The following is a 26357-nucleotide window of genomic DNA, read 5'->3' on the forward strand; positions in this document are numbered from 1 at the left end:
TTAAAAATTTTTCTATTGGATAAATTTTATACAAAGAAGGGAATAATGTATAAACAACAATATTTTATTTCTGGCAGGGTACAAGGTGTTGGTTTTAGGCTTTTCACAGAACAAATAGCAAACAATATGAAGCTAAAAGGATTTGTAAAAAACCTAAATGATGGAAGGGTAGAAATAGTGGTTTTCTTTAATACTAAAGAACAAATGAAAAAATTTGAAAAATCATTAAATGGGAATAAGTATTCAAACATTGAAAACATTGAAAAAATAACTTTAGATGAAAATTACCCTTTTCAATTTAATGATTTTAAAATTTATTATTAGAAGAACTTACTTCTCGTTTAACAAAAACACTAACTCTTTTATTTTTTGGCTTAATATTGCTCACATAAGAATTGTTTTTTTTAGAACAAAACACGCTGGCTTTAAAAAAATGTTCAACTTTAAATTTCAAAAACTCTAAAGACTTTCTGTTTCTACAAAAAATATTTAAATTGCCGTCAGAAAATTTAATATCAAGACCATAATTACAACCTGTTTTTAAGAATCTACACGAAATAAAACTACCATTTGAACTACTCCTATTAAAAAGAATAAAATATTTTTTACCTCTTTTAGAATCTTTAAAATAAATTTTAAGCCAATCTCCTGCCGGCTTAATTGAAGCCAAATTATCATAAAGATAAGAAATATAAATCATTCCATTGTTATTGGATTTTAAAATTTTTTTAAAAAAATAATGAGGACCTATTTTCATATCAATTATATAATATATCTTATTAATAAAATATTTCCCAATATTCCCCAAATTATTGGTAATGTCTAAAAAATGTCTAAAATTTTAAAAAACAAAAACTATAGCTTATAATTAAAAATTATTGATAAGTATTCTGTAAGTTTTATATAGTTATAATTGTATCCATATGTGGCTTTAAAAGCTTTGCGAATTTTAACATTCAACCCTCTAACCATTGCCAAAGTTTCTAAATTATCCTTCAACATCAAATCTTTAATTACAATCAACGTTTTAATATAATTATCATCAAATATATGATGTTCTTTTATCAAACTTTCTAAACGATCCATTGTAAGAATAGAATAAGTAGCTTTACGTCTAACATATGTGTAAATTCTTTGATTAAGCAATGCTAACAAGTTGTTATCTGCCTTATCATCTAAATTATCCAAAACATATCGATTATAATGAAAGGCCGTTGTTATATCGTTTGGTTCATGCCCTAAAACTTTTGTTATCCAATAATTCATTTCCATGTTTTTGGGCGCAAACGCAAGATAAGAAAATTTACAATAAATGGCCCTGCAAAAATAAACAGACTCTTCCGGAGCAAAAATATTATTAAAAATTTGACGAAACAATCTATTGTAACTATATGCAAGATTTGAAGAGATTAGCTCTTTAGTAAGATTGTCGGTCTGCTCCATATAGCGTATTTCTTTTATAGAATTAATTATTAATTCGGGATCTGCAAAAACTGGAAAAACAACTTCATTAACAATATTATTTTCTCGCTTTTTTGCAATAAATTCCATACGAATATGATTTTTATCTGCAATATAAAATTGAGAAAGCTTCATTACTTCAACAGGACGACGGCCTATTGCCATTAAAACTCCATAAAATTTTAATCTAATATCTCGGTTTTGATTCAGCAAAAGCTTAATTATTTCAATATAGGTATTTAAATTAATTTTAACAAATATCTGCTCTTTCCTATAACTATTAATTTTTTCAATTTTATATTTATGAGCATAATCATTTAACCATTTTGGAGTTACAAATAAATCTATAAAATATTGAAAATAAGGTTTTTCATCATTCATTTGATTTAAAAGTATTAACTCTTCTATTTTTTCGCGGTCCTTAATTCCTATATTTTTTAATTCTTTTATTTTTTTTGATTTCCAAAAAAATAAAAAAGTATTATCTCTTCGAATCTTTTCAATTACTGAAAGATTAATATATTCTTTAATTATTTTACGAGTTTTTGAAAGATTTAATATTATTGAGCGATTTGTAAATTTATCTTTTCTAAAAAGAATGGCTTTGTGATTTTCTGCAAGAATTTTTATTTTTTCTTTCAATTTTAAATACGAAAGTTCATTATTGAGATATTTGTTATATAGAATTTCTAATTCTTTTCTAAATATTTCAAAATCATTTTTTATCTTCACTTTTGGAGGCATGTTAATTCAATTATACCAAGTTTAAAATCTTTAGCTAAGTAAAAAATTTCTGATTCCTAAAAATATGCTTATTTATTAAATTACATTGCACAATTATAATAGAATGCACAATAAACCAAAGAAACATTTAATTCACACCAATCAATCTTTTTTTTTAAATTTAAATCACAAAACAATAAAAGAATTTTAAATAAATTCTTTTATTTTCTAAAAAAGAGCTATTTATAAATAGCTCTCTGATATTTTTATCACAAGTTTTACAATAGCAATTCCAAAAAATTTCCTATTCTTTCTTTTCCTGCAAAAGCAACACCTTATCATATGCTTTAATAAAGGGCAAATACATAAATACTGAAATAATCAATAATAATAAAACTAAAACAAACGCCTTAATATCAAGCCCTGTAGAAAAAAAAGCTGCAATTGGAGCAGGAGTTGTCCACGGAACCAAAGTTCTAACTCTTTCAATAATTCCAAAATTAGTAAGAGTATATGCAACAATTATATTAAATATAGGAATAAGTAAAAAAGGAATACCTAATATAGGATTTAAAACTATTGGTGCACCAAACATAATAGGTTCATTAATATTAAAAAGACCAGGCGCAAACGAAAGTCTACCTATGGCCTTTAGATGCTGAGATTTACTAAGCATCATAGCAATAGCAAGACCTAAAGTTGCACCAGCACCACCAATATACACAAATGAATCAAGAAATCCCCCAGCTAAAATATGAGGAAGTGGAAGATTGTCAGAAAGGGCTCTAATATTTGAATCAAGATTTGATAAAATTATAGGATTAAGAAGAGCAATAATAACATTAGTACCATGAAGGCCGCAAAACCATAATATATGAACAATAAAAGAAATTGTTAAAGTCCCAACTAAAGTATCGCTAATTTGCAAAACAGGCCTAAACATATTCATAATTATTTCAGGAAAAAGGCTTCCTACTAAGCTTTGAATAGCAATATTAACACTTTGAGCTACAATTGAAAGCACAATAACCGGAATTAAAGCTTCAAAAGATTTTAAAACAGCAGGCGGAACAGACTCCGGAAGCTTAATTGCCATATTTCTTTGAACTAAAAATTTATAAACTTCAACAGAAAAAATAGCAGCAATAATAGCAGTAAATACTCCTTGGGCACTAAAATATCTTGCATCAATTACAGGAAACCATGAATTAGGCTGAATTCCCCATTTAGCAGAATCCCCACCGTAAGGTATCCAATCTGATTGCCCAGCTAAAATTAAAAATGTATAAAGAGATAAAAATCCTCCCGTAATACCACTAAGTTTATAGTGATTAGATAAATTATAACCAATACCAAAAACAACAAATATAGACATAATACCCATACTTACATAAAATGGCTGAACAAGATTTCCTTTATATTTAGCCATTAAATCAACATACCACTGTTGGTATAACAATGTTGCAGAATCTGTAAAAGGCAAATTAACCAAAAGCAAAATAAAAGAACCAACTATTAAAAAGGGCATAGAAAAAGTAAAACCATCTCTTAAGGCAATTAAATATCTATTTGATCCAATTTTACTAGCAATAGGAACTAAAGTAGTTTCAATAAAATCTTGAAAATTCATGAAAACCATCCTCCAATAAAAACTAATTAAAAGTTATAATTAATAACTTATAATATTTATTATAATATAATTTATCCTCCAATAAAAACTAATTAAAAGTTATAATTAACCGCTTATAATATTTATTATTATATGGTATAATTAATATTAATGATGATAAAATCCCTATAAGATATATTTATAATAAAATTATTTATTTTAAATATATCTTATAATATAATCTTTATAAGATATATTAAATAATATTAATTATTGATTTATAAATAAAAGGAGAATATTTTATACATGAATAAAAAAACATACAGCATAGAAGAATTAATAGATAAAATAAGCATGCCTGTTGTAGCTTATTCTGGTGAGGCTAAAAGCTTTCTAAGAGAAGCTTTAGAATATGCCAAAAACAAAGAATATGACAAAGCAGAGCTTGCTATACAAGAAAGTAAAAAATCTATTGCAAAGGCTCATGAAGCACACAGGGAAATAATACATCAATCAGCTACCAATCCAAACTCTGTTAAAGCGCCTTTTATTTTAATTCATGCTGAAGATCATTTAATGTCTGCAATTTCAGAATCAAGCATTTTTGAAGAATTAATTAATGTTTACAAAATAATAAATGAAATAAAAAACTAGGAGGCAATATGAACATACTACTTGTATGTGGAGCTGGAATGTCCACAAGTATGCTGGTACAAAGAATTGAAAAATATGCTAAAGCAAACAATATAAATGCAACAATTGAAGCCATTGCTGAAACACGACTTGGCGAAGTTGTTGACCGATTTGACGTTGTTTTGCTTGCACCACAGTCAAGATTTAATAAAAAAAGACTTGAAGAAATCACAAAGCCCAAAGGAATTCCAATCGAAACAATTAACACAATCGATTATGGAACAATGAATGGCGAAAAAGTATTACAACTTGCAATTAATGCATTTAACAATAAAAGTTCTGTTTAAGGAAAGCTAAAATGAAAGAAATTGGAATATCTATATACCCTAATGTAAGCCCTAAAAATAAAATTATCGAATATCTTGAAAAAAGTGCTCATTTTGGATTTACCCAAGTATTTACCTCTTTACTTTATATCAACGGGAATGAATTTGACAACTTCAAAGAATTACTTAGCATTGCAATTAAGAACGGAATGAAGCCCATTATTGATGTAAGTCCTGAAATTTTCAAAGAACTGAAAATCGATCTTTCAAATCTTAGAAATTGTCCAAAACTGGATTTTTTCAAAAAGCTTGGTGCTTGGGCAATTAGATTAGACAATACATTCACAGGTATTGAAGAATCATTAATGACTTTTAACGACTCTAACCTTAAGATTCAACTTAATATAAGCAACATAAATAAACATATTGATACAATAATGTATTTTAAGCCTAATATAAAAAATTTACTTGGGTGTCATAATTTTTATCCTCACAAATATACAGGACTTTCAAGAAATTTCTTTAAAGAAACAACAAAAATATTTAAACACTATTCAATCCCAACAGCTGCATTTATTAGTTCTAATAGTGCAGAAGAATGTGCACGAGGAAAAGAAAAAGAGGGTGTTCCTACACTAGAATCACACAGATCTAAAGATATAGAAATCCAGACAAAAGATCTTTTCAAAGAAGGAATAGATACGGTTCTAATTTCTAATTGTTTTCCAAGTGAAACAGAACTAAAAAAAGTATCAAAGGTAAACAGAAATATTTTAGAGCTCAAAGCAGATCTAAATTCAAAAGCAACTTCGGTAGAAAAAGAAATAATACTTGAAAATTTACATTTTAATAGAGGAGACATTAATTCCTATAGAATTAGATCAACCATGCCAAGAGTGTACTACAATAATAAAAAATTCCCTGTGCATTCCCCAAATGAAATTAAAAAAGGAGACATCCTAATAGACTCTTCAGAATATTTAGGTTATGCAGGAGAACTTCAAATAGCACTAAAAGATACCCCAAACAATGGTCTTGTAAACGTAGTTGGGAAAATAGTCAATGACGAAATATATCTGCTTGAAAAAATAGAACCTTGGGAAAAATTTAAAATAATCGAAGATAAATAAATACACTAATAAAAAGTTTGGTTATTGTAAAAACTTTTCAATTGCTTTAAGGACATAATAATAAACAGTAATGTAAGACTCTCTTAAACCAAAATTTTTAGAACTATCAAAAAAATATATAAATTCATTGGTAGAAGAATTAAGATCCTCAGCATCATTTTTAAGTTCAAAATCTCGATTAATAGCCTTTATATCATCCAAATTAAATACAATAGTGACAAAATTCTGAACATTACTATTAATGCTATTTTTAAAAGAATTTTTCTTATCAAAACTATCAATAACGTTAAATTCGGGATCATTTGAATTTAAATTAGAAATTGTTAATTTAAATTTACGGTCAAAAAAAATACCAAAATCATAGGTTAATAAGCTTGCTTTTTTAGAAATTAAAGCCAATTTCATTACAATATTATTGCTTAATTTATCTAAAATAAAAAAATAAGAATAATAACTAATATCTTTAATAGAATTAAAGTAATTCTTAGTATGAATGCAGGTTTTAAATTTACCATTTCCTAACGATTCATATAAACCAAGCTCAATTTTTATTACCTCATCTAAAGGTCTAATAAAAATTGAAGAAACACTAATATTACATGAAAACAAAAAAATAATAAAGGGAAAAATAAAATTAAACTTTTTTTTCATCTAAAATTTCTCATTAAATATACTAAAATATATTAATATTAATGAAAAGCTTGCATAAAAAGTATAACAAATTCTTTAATAATTAAAATCAAAAAGAATATAATTATTGCACTAGAATTTAATTTATACAGTTATATAGAATTACTTAAGGAATAAAAAATGAAATACCTTAAAAACATTTCCTTATTTTTGTTAATTTTAGGTTGCAAATCCATCTCAAATGGTAATTTCAATCTGCATGATACAAATCATAAATTAGGAAAACTAAAATTTCAAGAAGACTCAATAATAAGCAGAAATTATGACAATAAAATATCCATTGTGGGAGTATACAACCCTTTAACAGAAAAAGAAAATTTTAAAATCAATATTTACATCAAAAAAAAAGGATTACAAATAAATCCCGAAAGCATTTTGATAAATGAAGAAAAAATTAATTATTTAAAATATAAAGCAGAACTCAAAGTAAAATCCAGCTTTAATAAAAGCATTATTAGTATTTCACTAACTAATTCAAGAGATCTATTAACCCACATTTACGATAAAAGCACAGGAAAATACATTAACATTGACTTTAAAGATAATTGGAATGTAGCACATAGTATAAAATTTAATAAGGAGTACATTTTAGCATATATAACAGATTTTGACAAAGAAATTAAAATATCTAAAAATATTTTGCAAAAACGTATTGATAGTAGAAAAATTGAAATTGAAAAAACAGAGCTTAAAACAGAATATAATGAAATAGAGGATTATTACATATACAGTATGAAAATTCCAAAATTATTTGAAAAATCAAACACCCCCTCAGAAACTTACGAAACATTTATTATAGCAAATTATTACCCCTGTGAAAATTTAAATATTCTGTTTTTAAATTTAAGCTTATACTCTGATCAATTACGTTTTCTAAACTCCATTTATGATGAGAATGATAGAAAATTAAAAATTGAGCCTCCTGTGAGAGCTTTAAAGAATTCAAAAATAATAAAAGAAACATTAAATATAGTATTAAGTCCACAAAAAATAATAGAGCTAACAAAAAACATTGAAAATGATATTACTTTAAAATTAAAATCTTACGGAGAAAAGGGCGAATTCACATTTGAAATATATAAACCACTTCTTTTAAAATTCTTAAAAGAAGTGGATCATTGCATAAAAAATTTGCAATCAAGTAGGCATAAACTTTAACTCATTGAAGTTTACACATTTGATTGCAAATTTACTAATAAAACTTTACTTTTTTAAATAAGTGTATTATCATTAATTTCAGTGCTTAATGCAATAAAAGATCAAACGATAGGAGCTTAAAATGTATCAAATAAAAACTAACAAGATGCCTTTTAATAAAGTAGTAGACCGAAGATTGAAAATATTTTGGGTCATCCAAAAACTAAGCACCAACTATTTTATATCTAAAAAAAAATATTCTCTAAGCAATGTTGTAGTAATGACAAATTCTATATTGGAAAAAAAAGGATTTAAAAAGGTCACTAAAAGAACAATACAAAATGACATAAAAATTTTTGAAAATTTAGGATTAATTAAAAGCCATTTCAATCCACTTGGAAAAAACAATGGAAGTTTTACTTACTACACCATAAATAAAGCACTTGAAAAATTAGCTAAAAAAATTATCAGTACAGCATATTTTATTGATAAAAAATCAAAGCATGAAAAATCAAAAAATAAGCAACTAAAAAAATTTAAAATAATAGAAGAATCTCAAAAATATAAAATTTCACATCAAATAACTTCACATGTATTAAGTAATGATATAAGTAAAAATTATAAGAACTCTAAATATTTTTTTAGAAAAAGAAGTCAAAACATAGAAAAAACTATAAACTTCTTAGAAAAAAAAATCAAAAAAAAATCAAAAGCAATAAATCTAAAAGAAATAAAAAAAATAGCAGAAAATAAAATAACTTATAAAAATTCATTATGGAACTTGAAAGATTTTATGGAAGAATTAAACGAATATAAAGAAAAAGAAATTATAAAGTTCTTCAAAAAAACTCTAGAAAAAAAGAAGAAAAAAATATGGTTTATGGCAAAAAAATTCAAAAATACAGACTTTAATGAACTAATAACAGAATTTAAAATTAAAAATAAAATAGAAAAAGAAAAAAATCCCAAAAAGAAAAATCAAATCAATACATCAAATAACATAAAAAATGCTATTGTATTAATGAAGGCTCTAATAAAAAAAAATATGATAAAAAAATTCCAAAGTAAAGCAAAAAAATCTAATGAAAAATAAAGAAACAAAAAATAATTTTTTTAACAAAATTGAAAAATCAAAAAACAAAATTATTTATCATACAAAAATTTTTAGCATGATAAATAATTTTGAAGCAAAACCAAAAAAAGGAAAATTTTGGCTTTGCCTAAGAAATGTATTTAATAATAGAAAATACGAAAGTTTCCATTTATTTTCAGTAAAAGAAAATGATAAATTTTTAGGAATTTTTTACGGTTTCATAAACCTTCCAAAACCATTTGTTATATTTTATTCAGAAAAAGGAACAAAAAAAACCATAAAATTAAAAAAAATACTTTATATGGAATTCAAATTTAAAAAAGGAAGTGTTTTTTGTTATTTAAGAAGCTTATATATATTCACCAAAAATAAAAATAAAAATAAAGTTTTTTATAAATCTCTTCTAGAAAGAACTTTAAAAATCGAAGAAGAAATACATAAATTTTATGGCAAAAAATACGAAAGTAATAAAGGGATATTAAATTGGATACAAAAAAACCAAAAATAATAACAATTGCATCAATAAAAGGAGGAGTGGGAAAAAGTACAACAGCATTAATGTTTACTGAAATCCTCTCAAAAAAAAATAACAAAATATTATTGATAGATTTGGATCCACAAGCAAGTAGTACAAGTTTTTATATTAATCTCTTAAGAAAAAAAAATCTTAGTCCAAAAGATATTAATATATATAAAGTTCTCAAAAAAGAAATAGATATAGAAAATTCGATAATCAAAATAAATAATAATGCAGATTTCATAGCAAGCCACATAAACTTAAGCAAATTTAATGAAGAGAGTATTTCGCTAAAAGAAAATTTGCTTAAGATTTTTTTAAGCTTTATTCAAAACAGATACGATTTTATTATAATGGATACTGCACCTACATTGGGAAGTTTGCTCAATAATAGTTTAATCATTACAGATTACTTAATTATACCTTTAACAACAGACCAATGGGCAATTGAAAGCTTAGATCTAATAACTAGTAGATTAAATGATCTTTTTAGAAGGGATTTGCCAATATTTTACTTAATAACCAAATTTATTGAAAGACAACATATTGATAAAGAGCTTAAAAAGTTTATCGAGTGTGAATATAAGAGCAGATTCTTAGGAAGTGTTCCAAAAAGAGATAATTTACGTAAAATCATTTTTTACAGAGAGAAATTCAATTTTAATGAGGATTATTATAAAGCTTATGAAAATATACTTGAAAATTTTTTAAGCATACTTTCAAATTAGTTCCATATGGAACTAAAAGTTCCATATGGAACTAATTTGAAAGTATGCAATGGAGTAAAAATAGACTATGAAATTAAATAAAAAAATAGAAATTGTTAAAAGAGTTGAATTTAATGGAAATGAAATTAAAAAAAACAGAGAATCTAGATACTTAGAATTGAAAGAAAAATTAAAAATTTTAATAAAAGAAGAATCTTACAACAAAATTGAAACAGCCCGAATTTTAAAAGAAATTAATGATAATAAATACTATGTTATAGATAAATATAAAAGTTTTGGTCATTTTATAAAAGATTATAATATGGCAAAAACCACTGTTTATAGATACATTAAATTAGTAATAGGCATCGACAGTGGAAAAATCAATTATGAATTGATTTTTAAAAAAGGAATATATTATGCTATGCAATTTTTAGAAAATAATGGAATTATAACTAATTCAAAAAATATATTAAATAGGTCATTTAAATTAAAAATCGAAGATGAAAAAAGCTTTAATTTTTATAAATCAAATACAAGCTTTATAAGCTTTTTGCTAAAAGAGCTATATTATGACAATCAAAAATTACTTATGGATATTAAAAATAAATATGACAATTTAAAAGATAAAAAATAATATTCTAAATTCAGAAAATATTACTACACGCAAAAAATGTTTAAAAAATACTTTACAAAAAAATAAAATACTATATAATAATCTATATAGATTGAGATGCAATGTCTCGCTCTTGTTGTTTGATTAGAATAATAAGTTGGCTACCTAAAGGTAGCCTTTGTCATTTTTGCAAATGATTAAGATAGGAATTATATGCCCTTATATCAATTCTATTTTTCAATATAATGCTTGTTTTAAACTGGAAATAAACAACTAATAAAGATTATAAAAATTTAATTTTTATAATCTTTATTTTCAATTGATTCAACCATTACTAGAAAGTCCAAAATTTTATATTTTTTCAAACTTAAATCTTCCAATCCAACCTTAATTTTAACTTCATTGTTCTTATAAGAAGCATCTTCTTCTTTAATCATTTTTTCCAGTAAAGACTTAGACAAAACAAATGAAGAATAATTAATCCAGTTGCCAAAAAAATGGTTGTTATCTCTTTTGTAGCTTGCCTTTCCTTCAATTCTAGTTCCATCTGGTAGTAATAAAGAAGTATGCTCTGTTATACTATGGTTTCTAAACCTTGTATATAAAACTATTTTGGTTATTCCTGTTTTATAATTAAAAATTCCTTTAAGTTCTGCATTTTTGTTTAAACTTTGGTATATTCTAAATGTTTTTCCAAATTGATCGTGCTCAACGTTTAAGGAAGCGCAAGATATTAATAAAAAAAATACCAACAATTTTAAAAATTTTAATTGACTTTGATATAATCTCACATCCCTCTCCTTTGATAAAAAAATTATAGACTAGTGAACATAATAATATATTTTTTATTAGATCATTGCAAACAATTTTTGATAAATTAATTATTATTTCTTTATATCATATTTTAAGGGTTTTTGATTGCTACTTTTTTGGTATTATTTTTGCTATCAATGTATAAGAAAGCTTTTAAACCTAATAAAGGTGCTTTAAAAACAAGAAAGTTCTTATAAAGAACTTTTATTACAACAAAGGAAGTGTTAAATATGAAATTTAATTTAAAATTCAATATTAATTTATTTTTTAATAAAAAAATAAATTATAAATGCTCTATTATGGAATAATTTAGGTGCGTTTAATAATGTTAATGTGAAATTATATTTCATATATAATAAAATATAGGCAAAATTTAAATTTATAAAAACTTATAAGGATGCTTGTATGAAAATATTGATAAGAAAGTTAAAATTTGTATTAATTCTTAATTTAATTTTATTTATTTCTTGTGTTAATAAAAGTAATGGAAACAAATTGGTTTTTAAGCTAAATATTGGAAGTGAGCCTGCTACTTTAGATGCTCAACTCATAAACGATACAGTAGGATCGGGAATTGTAAGCCAAATGTTTCTTGGTATTTTAGATGGAGACCCTAGGACTGGGGGATACAGGCCCGGACTTGCAAAAAGTTGGGATATTTCTGATAACGGATTAGTTTATACGTTTCATTTAAGAGATAATCTTGTTTGGAGCGATGGAGTAGCTATTACTGCCGAGGGAATAAGAAAATCTTATCTGAGAATTTTAGATAAAGAGACTGGATCGTCTTTTGTTAACATGATTAAGTCTGTTATAAAAAATGCAGAAGAGTATTTTGATGGCAAAGTAAATGAGTCTAATCTTGGAATTAAAGCTCTTGATGAGAAAACTTTGGAAATAACGCTAAAATCCCCAAAGCCATATTTTCTTGACATGTTAGTACATCAAACATTTGTTCCTGTTCCAATGCATGTTATTGAAAAGTATGGACAAAGATGGACAGATCCTGAGAATATGGTTGTTAGTGGTCCTTTCAAATTAAAATCTAGGGTTTTAAATGAAAAGGTTGTTCTTGAAAAGAATAATAAATATTATAATTCCAAAGACGTTGTTCTTGATAGTATTATATTTTTTGTAGCAGATAATAGCATTACAGCTTATAATATGTATTTAAATGATGAACTAGATGCAATTTTTAATAATGTTCCACCAGATTTACTTAAGGATCTTAAGCTTAGAGACGATTATTATTCGATGGGGACCAATTCAACCTCTTTTTACTCTTTGAATATAAAAGTAAAACCGCTTGACGATGTTAAAGTTAGAAAGGCGCTGTCTCTTGCTATTGATAGAAAAACTTTAACAGAGAACGTTCTTAATGATAGTTCTATTCCTACAAGAAGAGCAACTCCAGATTATATTGATTACTCTTATAAAAGCACCCTAAGCTTATTTGATGTTGAAATGGCAAAAAAGCTTTTGGCGGATGCAGGATATCCTAATGGTAAAAATTTCCCTTTATTGAAAGTAAAGTATAATACAAATGATCGCCAGAGAAAAATTGCTGAATTTATTCAAAATCAGTGGAAGAAGAACTTAAATATTAATGTCCAACTTGAGAATGAAGAATGGTCAACATATATAAATAGCAGGGTAAATGGTAATTATGAAATAATAAGGGCAGGGTGGTCAGGAGATTATGCTGACCCCATGACATTCTTAAGTATCTTTAAAACGGAAAACTCATCTTTTTCATCTTATGGCTATTCGAATTCTGAATATGATAAACTTTTAATAAAATCAGATAATGAAAGAAATATTTTTGAAAGACAGGAAATTCTAAAAAAAGCAGAAGCAATAATAATTGAAAGAGATTTTCCGGCCATATTTCTTAATATAACTTCTTCTAGTTATCTTTTTAGAAACGACAGATGGAAAGGTTGGGAACCAAATATTTCAGAAAGATTTAATTTATCTGAAATAAAACCAATTAAATGATTTATTTTTTATTTTTTCCTAAAAATCAATTTTTAATTGTAGATAGCTTAAAGCCATATCAAAAGATATGGCTTTAAATAAAAATAAGAAATGAATTCTTAATTTAAGAATTCATTTCTTATTAAATTAATTATTTTAGAATTATTATTATTTAAATAAAGTAAATGCTGGTATATTAATACTAGAAAAAATATTGCGAAAACAGACAGTACCATTCTTTTCCTATCAAGGTTTGTATTTCTTTAAAAGAAAAGTGTAAGATTTTAAGCTGTTAAGTTATTTTTATATTAAAAACATCGTGAGGATGGGATTCTTTTAATGCAGAATGGCTTATTTTTACAAACTTAGAATTTATTTTTAAATCAGATATTGTAGTTGCTCCTAAATAACCCATTCCAGACATTAAACCACCTTTTAATTGAGCTAAAATATCTTTCAATGTTCCAGAATACGGCACCATGCCTTCAATTCCTTCGGGGACTAATTTTTTAGGTTCGTTGTTTTCTAGTTGAAAATATCTTGATTTAGAGCCTCTTTTCATGGCAGAAATAGAGCCCATTCCAACGTAAGATTTGAATTTTTTTCCGTTGTAAATTATTTCTTCCGAAGGAGATTCTTTTGCGCCTGCAAAGAGATTGCCTATCATTGCGCTGTCAGCTCCTGCTGCAATGGCTTTAACCACATCTCCTGAAAATCTGATTCCGCCATCTGCTATAATGCAAATATTTGTATTTTTACAAACCTCATAAACATCGCAGATTGCTGTTATTTGGGGAACGCCAACTCCTGCAACGATTCTTGTTGTGCATATGCTCCCTGGACCTATCCCTACTTTTAAACAGTCTGCTCCTGCGCTTATTAAATCCAATGCAGCTTCTTTAGTTACTATGTTGCCAGCAATAAGATCTAGGTTTGGGTACTTGTTTTTAATTGTTTTTACAAGTTCTATTATTCTTGTAGAATGCCCATGGGCAGAGTCTATAACAAGAATATCTACATGTGCTTTTACAAGCTCTTCAACGCGCTCTATGGTATCAATATCGATGGAAACAGCAGCACCGACTCTTAGTCTGCTGTTCAAATCTTTGCATGCATTAGGAAAATCTTCTTTATGTTCTGCATTTTTGCATATTTCGGATTTTTGTTCGTTTGTGTCTCTATTAGTGTTAATAGTCTTTTGGAATTTATATGTTTTTACTTTTTCTACTTCTTTTCTTTGATCCTCTATTGACATGTTTTTATGTATAATTCCTATTCCACCTTCTTTAGCAATGGCTATTGCCATTTGGCTTTCTGTAACAGTATCCATTGCTGAGCTTAAAAATGGTATGTTTAGGGATATGTTTTTTGTCAATTGTGTTTTTAAGCTAACCTCACTAGGTAATACAGAGGATTTTCTTGGAATCAAAGACACGTCATCAAAAGTCAAAGCTTCCTTTATTATCTTATTTGTCATAAAGTTTCCTTTTTATTGTTTTTATTATTCCCATTCTATGGTTGATGGAGGCTTAGAAGATATGTCATAACAAACCCTATTTATACCTCTAACTTCATTGATTATTCTTGAAGAAACTTTTTTTAAAAAACTATAAGGAAGTTCAGTCCATTCTGCAGTCATGAAGTCTTGGGTATTTACACATCTAATTACAGCTGTGTATTCATATGTTCTTTGATCTCCCATTACGCCTACAGATTTGACAGGAAGCAATACAACAAATGCTTGTCTTATTTGATAATATAAATCATTTATAAAAAGCTCCTCTGTGAGAATATTGTCTGCTTCTTGTAAGATAGTTATCTTATCTTGTGTTACTTCTCCGATTATTCTTATAGCTAGTCCTGGGCCTGGAAATGGGTGTCTATAAAGAGATTCTTTTTTAATGCCTAGATTTATTCCGATTTGAATTATTTCATCTTTAAAAAATTCATTTAAGGGTTCTAAAAGTTTTAAATTCATATTATCTGGGAGTCCCCCTACGTTGTGATGAGATTTAATTTTTGAAGAAACACTATCTTTTGATTTAGATTCAATTACGTCAGAATAAATTGTTCCTTGAGCCAAATATTCTATATTTTGATCTTCTAGAGTAATTTTTTCAAAAACATCTACAAATTCTTTTCCTATTATTTTTCTCTTTTCCTCAGGATCACTTATATTTTTCAAATGGTTCAAAAATTTTATAGAAGCATCAATGTATTTTATATTTAAATCATATTGATGTTTTAATTCTAGTATTTTTTTATCTTCATTTTTACGCAACAATCCGGTGTTTACAAAAACGCAGATTAAATTTTCTTTTATTGCTTTTTTTATAAGTAATGCACAAACCAAAGAGTCTGTGCCACCAGAAAATCCCAAAATAACCTTTTTGCTTCCCACTTTAAACTTAATTTTTTCCACAATGGTTTCTATATTGCCCTCTAGTGACCAATTAATTTGAGCTTGGCAAATTTTAAAAACAAAATTCTTAATTATTTGATCACCAAATTCAGAATGAGTTACTTCTGGATGGAATTGTAGACCGTAAATTTTTTGAGTTTCATTTGATATGGAAGCAATACAATTTTTTGTAAAAGCTAATTGTTTGAAATTATCCGGAATCTTTTCAATACTATCTCCATGGCTCATAATAATTTGAAATTTGTTTGGAAGTTCTGAGAATAAAAGAGATTTTTCACCTTTTAAAAAGATTTCAGAGCTTCCATATTCTTGCTTAGAGTCTTTAGATACTAGGCCCCCAAATAATTTAACAATTATTTGCATTCCATAGCATATGCCCAAAACAGGTATTTTTAAATTAAAAATTTCCATGTCCAAGGTAGGAGCTTCTTTTGAATAAACAGAAGCAGGTCCCCCACTTAATATTATTCCTGAGATGTTCATATTTTTAATTTCTTTTAAAGGAGTATAGTAAGGCATTACTTTTGTATAAACGCCAATTTCTCTAATCCTTCTTGCAATTAGTTGACTATATTGGGATCCAAAATCTAATACAAGTATTGCCCGAGCATTCATAATACAAGTCCTTAAAATAAATTAAAAGTTTTCTTATTAAACATATTTTATTTAATTTTAGCATATTTGGCTTTTCTTATGTTGATTTTAAAATTAAATTAAAATATTTTTTTCAAATTCTTCAATAAGTGAACTTGAAAAAATTTCAAATAAGTGAACTTGAAAAATTTGAAAAAAATTGAAAAATTATTTTTTCAAATAAAAAATTGAAAAGTAAAATTGTTGAACTAATAATTCATACATAAAAAGGAGGCACAAATTAATGAAAAAGAATACATTAAGTGCAATATTGATGACTTTATTTTTATTTATATCTTGTAATAATTCAGGAAAAGATGGGAACGCTGCATCTACTAATCCTGCTGATGAGTCTGTTAAAGGGCCTAATCTTACAGAAATAAGTAAAAAAATTACAGATTCTAATACGGTTGTGCTAGCTGTAAAAGAAGTTGAAGCTTTGCTTACATCTATAGATGAACTTGCTACTAAAGCTATTGGTAAAAAAATACACCAAAATAATGGTTTGGATACCGAAAATAATCACAATGGATCATTGTTAGCGGGGGCCTATGCAATATCAACGCTAATAACACAAAAGTTAGGTGGATTGAAAAATGAAGAATTAAAGGAAAAGATTGCCGCAGTCAAGAAATGTTCTGAAGAATTTACTAATAAACTAAAAAGTAGTCACACAGAGCTCGGCAAACAGGATGCTCAGGATGATGATGCAAAAAAGGCTATCTTAAGAACACATAATACTAAGGATAAGGGTGCTGAAGAACTTGATAAGTTATTTAAAGCGGTGGAAAACTTGTCAAAAGCGGCTAAAGAGATGCTATCCAATTCAGTTAAAGAGCTTACAAGTCCTGTTGTGGCAGAAAGTCCAAAAAAACCTTAATTAAGATCAATATTATAAGATTAATTTGTTTTAAAAAAGTAACTGGAAAAATAAAGTCAATATAAGTCAAGAAAGATTTCTTGGCTTTTATTTTTTTATTTTTCCCAAAAAATTTTTTAAAATTCATTTTAAATAAGTATTAAATGATTTTAACTTTAAGTTCTTTTTTTAGAATAAAAACCTATTTCAAAAGCCGTTAATAAATTGAATTTAAGTATTCTCTAGATATAAATAAAATTAAGTAGTAATATTTTGAAGGCTTAAATGGTTTTTCAGATTTTAAAGATAATATGAGTAGTTTTTTAGGTTCATGGATTCGAATGAAGTTTATTCATAGGGGAAAATAATCTTTTTAAGATTTTAAAGATAAAAACCTTTTTCATTATTTAGAATTTGGTTTTTTAAAATTGCAAATTTTAAATTTTTTTTATAAATGGCAAATAGTCAATAAATATAAATAAATTTAAGAATAAAAATTAGACACAGTATTATCATTACTGGAGAGATTTTATTTCTTTTATTTTCCAATAAATTAAGTATTATGTTTATTAAAACATAAAATATTATTCCAATACTTATCCCGGAAGAGATGTTGTATGTTAGGGGAATTAAAAAAAATATTAAAAAACTCGGAATATTTTCTCTTATATTAGAGAAATTAATTTTCAATATTTCTCTGCACATTGAAAATCCTACATATATTAGCGCTGCAGCAGTTGCACTAGCTGGAACAGCAATAAATAATGGTGAAAGAAATATTGCAATGAAAAACATTATCCCCGTTACTATTGTTGTAAGCCCAGTTTTACCACCTTCTTCTATTCCTGTGCAACTTTCAATGTATGCGGTTACAGTTGAAACTCCCATTATTGCTCCAAAAGTAGTAGAAATGGCATCAATTAAAAATATTTTTCCAACATTAGGAATTTTTCCGTTTTTGTCCAACATATTACCTTTTGCTGCCACTGCTATTAAAGTGCCCAAAGTATCAAATAAATCGTTAAACAGTAATACCAATACAATTGTAATAAAACTCCAAAAATGTTTGCTTAATATGTAGGAAAAATCTAACTGGTTAAATATTGGTCCAATAGATTCGAATCTTAAAATTCCATCTGGAAAACGTATTCCGGCAGCAACTGCGCTTTCTGGACTAAAGATAGCATATATCCAGGATATAGCAGTTACTGAGCAAATTGCCCAAAGTATACTTCCCCTTACATTTAATTGTTCAAAAATTACAATAAAAAATAATCCTAAAAATGTAAGTAAAACTTTTAAGTCAATAAATGATCCAATTCCAACCAATGTAGCATCATTTTTAATAATAATTCCCCCATTGACAAAGCCAATAAAAGCAATAAAAAGTCCTATTCCAACCGTAATAGAGTATTTTAAATTTACTGGTATGGAATTTACAATGCTTTCTCTAGCTCTTGATAAAGAGAGCACAATAAAGATTAGCCCTTCGGTAAAAACAGCAGCTAATGCAACTTGCCAAGGAATATTCATTCCAATTACCACAGAAAATGCAAAAAATGCATTAAGTCCCATACCTGGTGCTAGTGAAATAGGGGTATTGGTATAAAGCCCCATTAATATGCTAGAAAGTGCTGATGTTAAGCAAGTTGCAGTAACTAATGCACCAATTGGCATGCCTGTGCTAGACAATATTGCTGGATTAACAGCTATTATGTATGCCATACTCAAAAAAGTGGTAATACCACCTATAATTTCTTTTTTATAATCGATGGTTTTATTTTTAAATTGAAATAATAATGTTTCTTTGGCTTGATTCATTACAGATTACTCCTCAAATTTTATTTTATATCAAAAATAAAACGAACGCTATTTATCAGATTCTAATCTATTAATAAAATATATTGGTTATTGGTAAATTAAATTTTATGAAAAAATTAATAGCCATAAATAAATTTAATAATAAAAATTAAGCACAATATTATTAGTACAGGAGAAATCTTAATCTTTTTTTTACTAAAAAGATTAAATGATACATTGACTAAAATGTAAAATGCTGCTCCAACAAAAAATCCCGAAGAAATACTATAAGTTAAAGGAATCAAAAAAAATATTAAAAAGCTAGAAATATTTTCTCTAATATTAAAGAAATCAATTTTTATTATTTCTCTACACATTGAAAATCCTACATATATTAGCGCCGCAGCGGTTGCGCTTGCAGGAACGGCAACAAACAGGGGAGCGAAAAAAACTGCAAATAAAAATAATACTCCAGTTACAATTGAAGTAAGGCCCGTTTTTCCACCCTCGGCAATTCCTGTAAAACTTTCAATGTAGGTAGTAACAGTTGAAACTCCCATTATTGCTCCAAAAGTAGTAGCAATGCCATCTACCAACAATATTTTTTTTGCATTGGGAATTTTTCCATTTTTATCCAACATCCCACCTTTTGTTGTAACGCTTATTAAAATACCTACAGTATCAAATAAATCATTGAACAAGAGAATAAAAACTATTGATATAAAGGTCCAAAAATGTTCATTTAAAACATAAGAAAAATCTAATTGATTAAATATTGGTCCAATGGATTCAAATTTTAGAACTCCGCTGGGAAGATGTATTCCAATAGATTTGGCGCCTTCTAAGTTAAATATTGCATATATCCAAGCTGTTAGAGTAACTAGACTAATTGCCCAAAGTATACTTCCTCTTACATTTAATTGTTCGAAAATTACAATAAAAAATAATCCTAGGAATGTAAATAAAACTTTTAAGTCAACAAACGATCCAATTCCAACCAATGTAGCATTATTTTTAATAATAATTCCCCCATTGACAAAACCAATAAAAGCAATAAAAAGTCCTATTCCAACCGAAATAGAGTATTTTAGATTTATTGGAATAGAATTTATAATTTGCTCTCTTATTCTTAAAAAGGATAAAAGAATAAAAATTAGTCCTTCAATAAAAACAGCGGCTAATGCAACTTGCCAAGGAATGTTCATCCCAATTACCACAGAAAATGCAAAAAACGCATTCAAACTCATTCCAGAAGCTAATGCTAAAGGCGTATTGGTATAAAGCCCCATTAGTATAGTAGAAAATGCTGCTGTTAGACAGGTTGCAGTAACTAGCGCACCAATTGGCATGCCCGTGTTAGATAGTATTGCTGGGTTAACAGCTATAATATATGACATACTTAAAAAAGTAGTAATGCCTGCGAAAATTTCCTTTTTATAGTTAATATCACTGTTTTTAAATTGAAAAAATAAACCTTTTACATATTTCCCCATAAAACTTTCCTTTTTATTGTTTAAAAATATTTTCAATAATAACCTGGTCTTTTAATTCTTTTTAAAGGTCTATTGCACCTTATTAAGCATATTGTTCTGAAAAAGAATATTTTCACTATCAGGCAAGTTTGAAAATACAATGGTTTTAATAATTTTTTCAGAACTATTTGTAATAACAAATTTTTTCGCTTTAATAAGCTTTAAATAAGCTTTTAAAGAAATATCTTTTCCAACGCTAAAAAAGGTTTGAAGATATTTATCATCAATTAGCTTGTGACGATCAAATAGAAATAAAGCAATTATATCATTTTCAACTTTTAAAAATAAAGGTTCTTTGTACCTTAAATTCCAAGTATTAGAAATGGTAAAGTAATGTCTTAAAGAAATTTTATTATTCTCTTGAATTAATTTAATATATTTAGAGTCTTTTTTTAATTCAGGAATACCATTAAAAGAAATTGTAGAACAAGACAATGTTAAAAGTATTAGATAGAAAAATAATAAATATTTTTTAAAAATTTTTAAGATAATAAACAATATGTGGGGGGTTTTATAAAATTTTGTTTTTAAATGCATATTCTAAAGTATTTTTTGTATTTTTGAAATTGACATCAATAAACCTTGGATCATATTGCAAGGTATCCTTAGTCCAAACTTGAAAAGAATCCTCGTTAAATAAAAAGACTAGCTTTTTGTTAGGGTTTAAAGCTTTCGACATAAGAGTAAAATTATCTTTATCAAGATTAATGTATAAAAACTTAAAATTTCCAATACTAACTACCTTAGAAATGGCAATACTTCCAATATATTTATTGTCTTGAATTAATTTCAAATACCCTTTAGTAAAGGTTAAATTTGAATCTAGCATAACATTTAAAAAAACAGTAAATTTATTGCTCGATTTATCTTTTTTAATGTATATTTGACTATCTGGATAAAAATAAAGAAAATAATCCGCTCTTTCAATTTTTTCAAAATTCTTTTCTAAATCTTCAGCAATATTCAAAATCTTGCAAGAATAGCAAATAAAAACCATTAAAATCAAAGAAAAACTATATTTCATAATTAACTTATATTATACAATACAGAAAGGAGAGTATTTATATTAAATGCATGAAAACAAATTCAGCTCTTATATTGAAACCTCTAAAGCCTATTCGGATTATATAATATTAAAACATAAAATATTGCTTATTCCTGTTCCTATAATAAAAATTGCTATGGGAGAAAATCTTAAAATTTTCGAAATAGGTTTTCAAGATAAACATAAAGATTTTTCAGGATATATTCAATTAAGTGAAAACTCTTTATATATAAATGAAAACATGAGTCTTGAAAATAAAAGATTTACAATAGCAAAACACTTGGGGCATTATTTGATGCATCAAGATCAAATTAAAAATCTATCTAAAAATGAAAATTATTATGGTGATATTCAAGATAGTCAAATGGTAATAGAAGCCAATATATTTGCAGCAAATATATTAGTTCCAACAACTACATTAAAATTAAAATTATCTCAATATAAATCTAGAAAGTACCCTCAAAAAACAATAGCAAAAGAATTTCAAGTAACTGAAAATACAATTTATTTAAAATTAAGCATACTCAATGATCTTAGCAAAATAGACAAAATAAAAAAAAGTAAAAAATTCTTAAAAATTAAAAACACAAAAGAAAAAATAGAAACCAACATTTACCTCCACAATACAGATAAAATTAAAGAATCAATAGCTCTTGATTTGGAAAAATATGAACTTAAAAAAAGGGAACAAATTAAAAAAATATTTGAGGATCTAGAGTAAAAAGCTTTCTTAAATTAAAAACTTTTTGAGTATATATTCCATCTTTACATTAGCCAAAACCAAATAATCTCTACTCTTAATAAGAGAATCTAAATGGTTTTTTGCAATTACAATCCAATACCTATTATCCATAAATTTTTTAGCAGTTGGAAAATTTACTTTCAATGAAAAATTTTTCATAATTTTTTGTTTTTCAAGATAAGATAAAACTTCTGCCTTAAAAGATGCACCTTGGGTTGAACTATAGGCAATAAGTATTCTATATAATTTCTTATTATAAATAAAAAGGTCTTTAATAAAATTAATATTATTATTAAAATTAGATTCATCAACGTAAATATACGCACTATTTTCAGTATCGCTCAAACTTTCAAAATCAAACAAATGCTGTAAATGTTCATAGTCTTTTATTTTAAAATTTGAAATCTTCAAATCAGGGTAATCCATCAAAGATGATAAAGCAGTTAAATTTATTTTATCTTTTTCTGGTATTTTGACCAAAGATACCGTTGAACAGCCGTAAAACAATATAAAATAAACAGGAATTAAAAACTTCTTCACTTAATGCAATTGTATGCTTTTAGCAAAATAAAGTAAAGTAAATAAAAATATATAAATAATTTTGATATAATTTAAAAATAAACTTTAAAAGGATGTAAAATGAGTTATTACGTGCTAAGCAAAATATTTCTATACTCTGGATACTTTGCTATTGGATTTCTGTCTTTTACAATTTTCAATAAAAACTTGAGAAATAAAATCAGAAATAAATTAAAAAATTTATATTTTTTATATTATTTAACTTTTTTTACCCTTTTTATTATTAGCTCAAATTTATCTTATTACTTTACCGAAAAGCAGTTATTGGAAGATTTTAATATTTTTGAAAAAGAATTTCTTGAAATACATAAAATAAACGAACAATTTTTTCAAAAATATCTACTAAACTTCCCAGTACCAATAAGAATGGAATTGATGTCAAAATTTAATCCAATATACACAGTGTTTAATGCTAGTTTTGAGAAATATGCTAAAAACATCGGAAAAAGTTCTTACGAAATTCAAACAAATTATAAAAATTACGCCAAAGCAACAAATTCAGAAATTAAAGAAAAACTTGAACAAATAAAAGAAAATATTACTCCTATTTATAATAAATATAAATTACCTATTCTAAATGGAGAAAATACAGAAATAAGCATTGATGTAAATGGGAATATTATTCCTGTTATAAAAAATGCAAACGGACAAATAACAGAATTGCTGTTTTACGATCAAAATTATAATTTAATCCCCTTTAAAAAATTTGAAAGCCATAAAGTTAGATTTGATTTAATCCCAGAAAATAAAAATATGCACTTTAAAGAACTAATAAACGTTTACTATCTTGATGAAAAAAATATTATCACTCCCATAGAATATTATAAAAATAATATAGATACCAGCCCTTATTACATAGACTTGCAAGAAAATAAAGATAATTTTCTTAAGACAATAAAAATCAAAAAAGAATATGGATTATACATTGAGAAAAAAAAACATCTACAAAATTTAACTGAAAATGATAAACTTGATGATTTTAAAGAATTTTTATCAAAAAATAATAATATCTTTTCATTAAATACAATATTTTCTAACGGCAATCCAATATTTACTTATGCCATAAATGTAAAAGCAAAAAGTATTATAAATTATTTAATAACAAAAGAATTTAATATTAATTTAACAAATCAAAGTTCTCAAACAGCTCTTCATAATGCTATAATTCAAAAATATGATTTAAGTTTTATTAAATCACTAATCGAAAAAGGCGCTAATCCAAATATCAGAGATGGCGACAATAAACTCCCTATAGACTACTGCGATAAAACTAGTGAAATTTATAAATATTTGATCGGAATTTAGCTTTAAAATGATTACTGCTGATTAAATTAGCCTTACAACAACATTCCAAACTAAATTGATCTGATTTATTCCTAAATTTAATTTAAAATAAATAAATTAAATGAAAACAAAGATTAAAAAACAATACTTTAATAATAAATGCCATGAAATTAAATTGAAAATAATCTTTAATGTTTTTTAGAAAAAAATTTTACAAACAGCATTTTAATAATATTATTATTTATTCAACACTTATATTTACAAGATTAAAAAATCTTGTTAAGATATTAAGCGTATTATACAAATTAATTATTTTAATTAATTAATTTGTATTTAATAAAAGGGGAAAACTATGTCAACATCATCAGCATCTATATCTATATTTACAATATTACAAAAAGTAGGAAAAGCCTTCATGCTTCCAATAGCGCTTTTACCAGCAGCTGGAATTTTATTGGGAATTGGGGGAGCATTTACTAACGAAACAATGATTCAAGCTTACGGATTAGAAGAGTTCCTTGGAAAAGGAACTGTAGCTAGCTCGGTACTTTATCTTATGAAATATACAGGAGAAGTAATTTTTGCAAACCTACCTTTAATGTTTGCAGCAGCAATTCCAATCGGACTTGCCAAAGTAGAAAAAGGAACAGCTGCTCTAGCAGGAGTAGTTGGATTTTTGGTTATGCATCAAACTATAAATGGAATCTTGTACATACAAGGAATCACACCAGAAAGCGCAAGCTTAAAAGCATTATTGGAATTAGGAATGCCTGAAACAGTTGCAACTGCAAAAAGTCAGGAATATACAAATGTACTTGGAATATTCTCTCTTCAAATGAGCGTAATGGGGGGGTTGATAGCCGGATTTGTTGCTGTCTTTCTTCATAACAGATTTTACAATATTCAACTACCTACATTTTTAGCATTTTTTGGAGGCACAAGATTTGTGCCAATCATAACCACAATAACAATGTTTGTAGTAGGAATATTTTTAACATTTACTTGGCCTTTTATCCAAGGTGCAATGACTTCTTTTGGAAGAATTGTAGAACAATCAGGACTTTTTGGAACATTTGCATATGGAGCAATAAAAAGATCTTTAATTCCGTTTGGACTTCACCATATATTTTATTTGCCATTTTGGCAAACAGCTGTTGGGGGAACATTAGAAATAAATGAAGAACTCATATCAGGAGCACAAAATATATTCTTCAAGCAACTTGCAGATCCCAATACTGTACATTTTGAAGTTGCAAAAGGAACAAGATTTTTTAGCGGAGAATTTGTTGTTATGATTTTTGGACTACCTGGGGCTGCGCTTGCTATGTACCACACATCAAAACCTGAAAATAAAAAAAACGTAGCTTCATTACTACTATCTGCCAGCTTTACATCAATGCTAACAGGAATTACAGAGCCTCTTGAATTTGCATTCCTTTTTGCAGCACCAGCGCTTTATTACTTTATATACGTTCCTCTTTTTGGACTAGCATATCTTTTAACACACCTTTTAAACGTAGGAGTTGGACTAACATTTTCTGGAGGATTTATAGATATGTTCTTATTTGGAATACTTCAGGGAAATAGCAAAACAAATTGGATAGCAATTCCTATATTAGGAATCTTCTACTTTATCGGATTTTACTTTATATTTAAATTTGCAATCATGAAATTCAATCTTAAAACAATCGGAAGAGAAGATGAGGAGATGGAAAAAGACATGATGATGAGCTCAGAAAAAACAAGCTTATCAGAAACCGCTTCAAAAGTATTAGAAGGTCTTGGAGGAAAAGACAATATTACATACATTGATGCATGTGCATCAAGACTAAGAGTTAATCTAAAACAAATAGAATTTATTAAATCAGATGCTTATTTCAAAAATCTGGGCGCTAGTGGAATATTAAGAAAAGGGAATAGCGTTCAAATTGTATTTGGAGGATTGTCCGATAATATAAAAATGGAAATCGACAAGCTTATGTAAAATTTTGAAAATATAATATAAAAATAGCTAATCCAATAGAAAAAT

General features: G+C 26.4%; 26 protein-coding genes. 14 read left to right on the forward strand and 12 right to left on the reverse strand.

All coding sequences use genetic code 11. From position 1 onward, the window contains the following. The first annotated feature begins 45 nt into the window (after positions 1-45). Complete coding sequence (locus tag QIA22_RS00005) at positions 46-324, forward strand: acylphosphatase (RefSeq protein ID WP_301611142.1); 279 nt, start codon at positions 46-48, stop codon at positions 322-324. Here the strand turns inward: QIA22_RS00005 and QIA22_RS00010 are convergent. The 3 genes from QIA22_RS00010 to celB form a co-directional block, all read right to left on the reverse strand. After that, the gene (locus tag QIA22_RS00010) at positions 308-757 is read right to left on the reverse strand and encodes a hypothetical protein (protein ID WP_301611143.1); all 450 of its coding nucleotides are present in this window, start codon (positions 755-757) and stop codon (positions 308-310) included. The two genes, QIA22_RS00005 and QIA22_RS00010, sit on opposite strands and share 17 nt — an antisense overlap. 98 nt (positions 758-855) lie before the next feature. Next, positions 856-2205: a telomere resolvase ResT gene (gene resT / locus QIA22_RS00015; protein WP_301611144.1), complete on the reverse strand. Its 1350-nt coding sequence runs from the start codon at positions 2203-2205 to the stop codon at positions 856-858. Positions 2206-2488: 283 nt separating this feature from the next. After that, positions 2489-3814: a PTS cellobiose transporter subunit IIC gene (celB, locus tag QIA22_RS00020; RefSeq protein WP_301611145.1), complete on the reverse strand. Its 1326-nt coding sequence runs from the start codon at positions 3812-3814 to the stop codon at positions 2489-2491. 285 nt (positions 3815-4099) lie between these two features. Between celB and QIA22_RS00025 the strand changes: the two genes are divergently transcribed. The 3 genes from QIA22_RS00025 to QIA22_RS00035 are packed head-to-tail and all read left to right on the forward strand — an operon-like array spanning position 4100 to position 5882. Next, entirely contained in the window at positions 4100-4447 is a 348-nt protein-coding gene (locus QIA22_RS00025; protein ID WP_301611146.1) for a PTS sugar transporter subunit IIA, read from the forward strand. An 8-nt stretch (positions 4448-4455) separates the two neighbouring features. Continuing rightward, a complete protein-coding gene (locus QIA22_RS00030) occupies positions 4456-4773 on the forward strand; it encodes a PTS sugar transporter subunit IIB (protein ID WP_301611147.1) in 318 nt (105 codons plus the stop codon). A gap of 11 nt (positions 4774-4784) precedes the next feature. Beyond that, on the forward strand, positions 4785-5882 hold the full coding sequence (locus tag QIA22_RS00035) for an alpha3-beta1 integrin-binding protein (RefSeq protein WP_301611148.1): 1098 nt from the start codon (positions 4785-4787) through the stop codon (positions 5880-5882). Positions 5883-5903: 21 nt separating this feature from the next. Here the strand turns inward: QIA22_RS00035 and QIA22_RS00040 are convergent, their stop codons facing one another. Then, the gene (locus tag QIA22_RS00040; RefSeq protein ID WP_301611149.1) at positions 5904-6533 is read right to left on the reverse strand and encodes a hypothetical protein; all 630 of its coding nucleotides are present in this window, start codon (positions 6531-6533) and stop codon (positions 5904-5906) included. Between the two features lie 159 nt (positions 6534-6692). Here QIA22_RS00040 and QIA22_RS00045 point away from each other — a divergent pair, with 159 nt between their 5' ends. The 5 genes from QIA22_RS00045 to QIA22_RS00065 all read left to right on the forward strand — a co-directional run bounded on the left by QIA22_RS00045 (position 6693) and on the right by QIA22_RS00065 (position 10663). Beyond that, entirely contained in the window at positions 6693-7730 is a 1038-nt protein-coding gene (locus QIA22_RS00045) for a hypothetical protein (protein WP_301611150.1), read from the forward strand. A 121-nt stretch (positions 7731-7851) separates the two neighbouring features. Then, complete coding sequence (locus tag QIA22_RS00050) at positions 7852-8802, forward strand: plasmid maintenance protein (RefSeq protein ID WP_301611151.1); 951 nt, start codon at positions 7852-7854, stop codon at positions 8800-8802. Further along, positions 8792-9310 (forward strand): DUF226 domain-containing protein, encoded by a 519-nt coding sequence (locus QIA22_RS00055; RefSeq protein ID WP_301611152.1) that lies wholly within the window; start codon positions 8792-8794, stop codon positions 9308-9310. Before QIA22_RS00050 ends, QIA22_RS00055 begins: the two co-directional genes overlap by 11 nt. Next, positions 9286-10047, forward strand: coding sequence for a ParA family protein (locus QIA22_RS00060; protein ID WP_301611153.1), 762 nt, complete (start codon positions 9286-9288; stop codon positions 10045-10047). The genes QIA22_RS00055 and QIA22_RS00060 overlap by 25 nt, the downstream gene beginning before the upstream one ends. 67 nt (positions 10048-10114) lie before the next feature. After that, a complete protein-coding gene (locus QIA22_RS00065) occupies positions 10115-10663 on the forward strand; it encodes a chromosome replication/partitioning protein (protein WP_301611154.1) in 549 nt (182 codons plus the stop codon). 272 nt (positions 10664-10935) lie between these two features. On the opposite strand, the gene QIA22_RS00070 is transcribed toward QIA22_RS00065, so the two are convergent. Continuing rightward, positions 10936-11433 carry an oligopeptide permease-like protein gene (locus tag QIA22_RS00070; protein ID WP_301611155.1) on the reverse strand — a complete coding sequence of 166 codons (498 nt, stop codon included), beginning with the start codon at positions 11431-11433 and terminating at the stop codon, positions 10936-10938. A gap of 427 nt (positions 11434-11860) precedes the next feature. On the opposite strand from QIA22_RS00070, the gene QIA22_RS00075 reads away from it, so the two are divergent. Continuing rightward, on the forward strand, positions 11861-13453 hold the full coding sequence (locus QIA22_RS00075) for a peptide ABC transporter substrate-binding protein (RefSeq protein ID WP_301611156.1): 1593 nt from the start codon (positions 11861-11863) through the stop codon (positions 13451-13453). Positions 13454-13724: 271 nt separating this feature from the next. Here the strand turns inward: QIA22_RS00075 and guaB are convergent, their stop codons facing one another. Further along, entirely contained in the window at positions 13725-14909 is a 1185-nt protein-coding gene (gene guaB, locus QIA22_RS00080) for an inosine-5'-monophosphate dehydrogenase (protein ID WP_301611131.1), read from the reverse strand. Positions 14910-14933: 24 nt separating this feature from the next. Next, a complete protein-coding gene (guaA, locus tag QIA22_RS00085; RefSeq protein WP_301611132.1) occupies positions 14934-16469 on the reverse strand; it encodes a glutamine-hydrolyzing GMP synthase in 1536 nt (511 codons plus the stop codon). 262 nt (positions 16470-16731) lie between these two features. Between guaA and ospC the strand changes: the two genes are divergently transcribed. After that, positions 16732-17367 (forward strand): outer surface protein OspC, encoded by a 636-nt coding sequence (gene ospC, locus QIA22_RS00090; RefSeq protein WP_301611133.1) that lies wholly within the window; start codon positions 16732-16734, stop codon positions 17365-17367. Between the two features lie 444 nt (positions 17368-17811). Here ospC and QIA22_RS00095 read toward each other — a convergent pair whose 3' ends face one another. The 4 genes from QIA22_RS00095 to QIA22_RS00110 form a co-directional block, all read right to left on the reverse strand. After that, a complete protein-coding gene (locus tag QIA22_RS00095) occupies positions 17812-19167 on the reverse strand; it encodes an NCS2 family permease (protein ID WP_301611134.1) in 1356 nt (451 codons plus the stop codon). A 116-nt stretch (positions 19168-19283) separates the two neighbouring features. Continuing rightward, positions 19284-20639: an NCS2 family permease gene (locus QIA22_RS00100; RefSeq protein ID WP_301611135.1), complete on the reverse strand. Its 1356-nt coding sequence runs from the start codon at positions 20637-20639 to the stop codon at positions 19284-19286. 69 nt (positions 20640-20708) lie between these two features. Beyond that, a complete protein-coding gene (locus tag QIA22_RS00105; RefSeq protein WP_301611136.1) occupies positions 20709-21215 on the reverse strand; it encodes a hypothetical protein in 507 nt (168 codons plus the stop codon). Next, positions 21190-21702 carry a hypothetical protein gene (locus tag QIA22_RS00110; protein ID WP_301611137.1) on the reverse strand — a complete coding sequence of 171 codons (513 nt, stop codon included), beginning with the start codon at positions 21700-21702 and terminating at the stop codon, positions 21190-21192. Before QIA22_RS00110 ends, QIA22_RS00105 begins: the two co-directional genes overlap by 26 nt. Positions 21703-21748: 46 nt before the next feature. Here QIA22_RS00110 and QIA22_RS00115 point away from each other — a divergent pair, with 46 nt between their 5' ends. After that, complete coding sequence (locus QIA22_RS00115) at positions 21749-22444, forward strand: ImmA/IrrE family metallo-endopeptidase (RefSeq protein ID WP_301611138.1); 696 nt, start codon at positions 21749-21751, stop codon at positions 22442-22444. A 9-nt stretch (positions 22445-22453) separates the two neighbouring features. Here the strand turns inward: QIA22_RS00115 and QIA22_RS00120 are convergent, their stop codons facing one another. After that, positions 22454-23005 carry a hypothetical protein gene (locus tag QIA22_RS00120; RefSeq protein WP_301611139.1) on the reverse strand — a complete coding sequence of 184 codons (552 nt, stop codon included), beginning with the start codon at positions 23003-23005 and terminating at the stop codon, positions 22454-22456. Between the two features lie 303 nt (positions 23006-23308). Between QIA22_RS00120 and QIA22_RS00125 the strand changes: the two genes are divergently transcribed. After that, a complete protein-coding gene (locus QIA22_RS00125) occupies positions 23309-24349 on the forward strand; it encodes an ankyrin repeat domain-containing protein (protein WP_418456717.1) in 1041 nt (346 codons plus the stop codon). 331 nt (positions 24350-24680) lie between these two features. Then, positions 24681-26312, forward strand: coding sequence for a PTS transporter subunit EIIC (locus tag QIA22_RS00130; protein ID WP_301611141.1), 1632 nt, complete (start codon positions 24681-24683; stop codon positions 26310-26312). Positions 26313-26357: the final 45 nt, after the last annotated feature.

Source organism: Borreliella kurtenbachii (assembly GCF_030437945.2).
GTDB lineage: Bacteria > Spirochaetota > Spirochaetia > Borreliales > Borreliaceae > Borreliella > Borreliella carolinensis.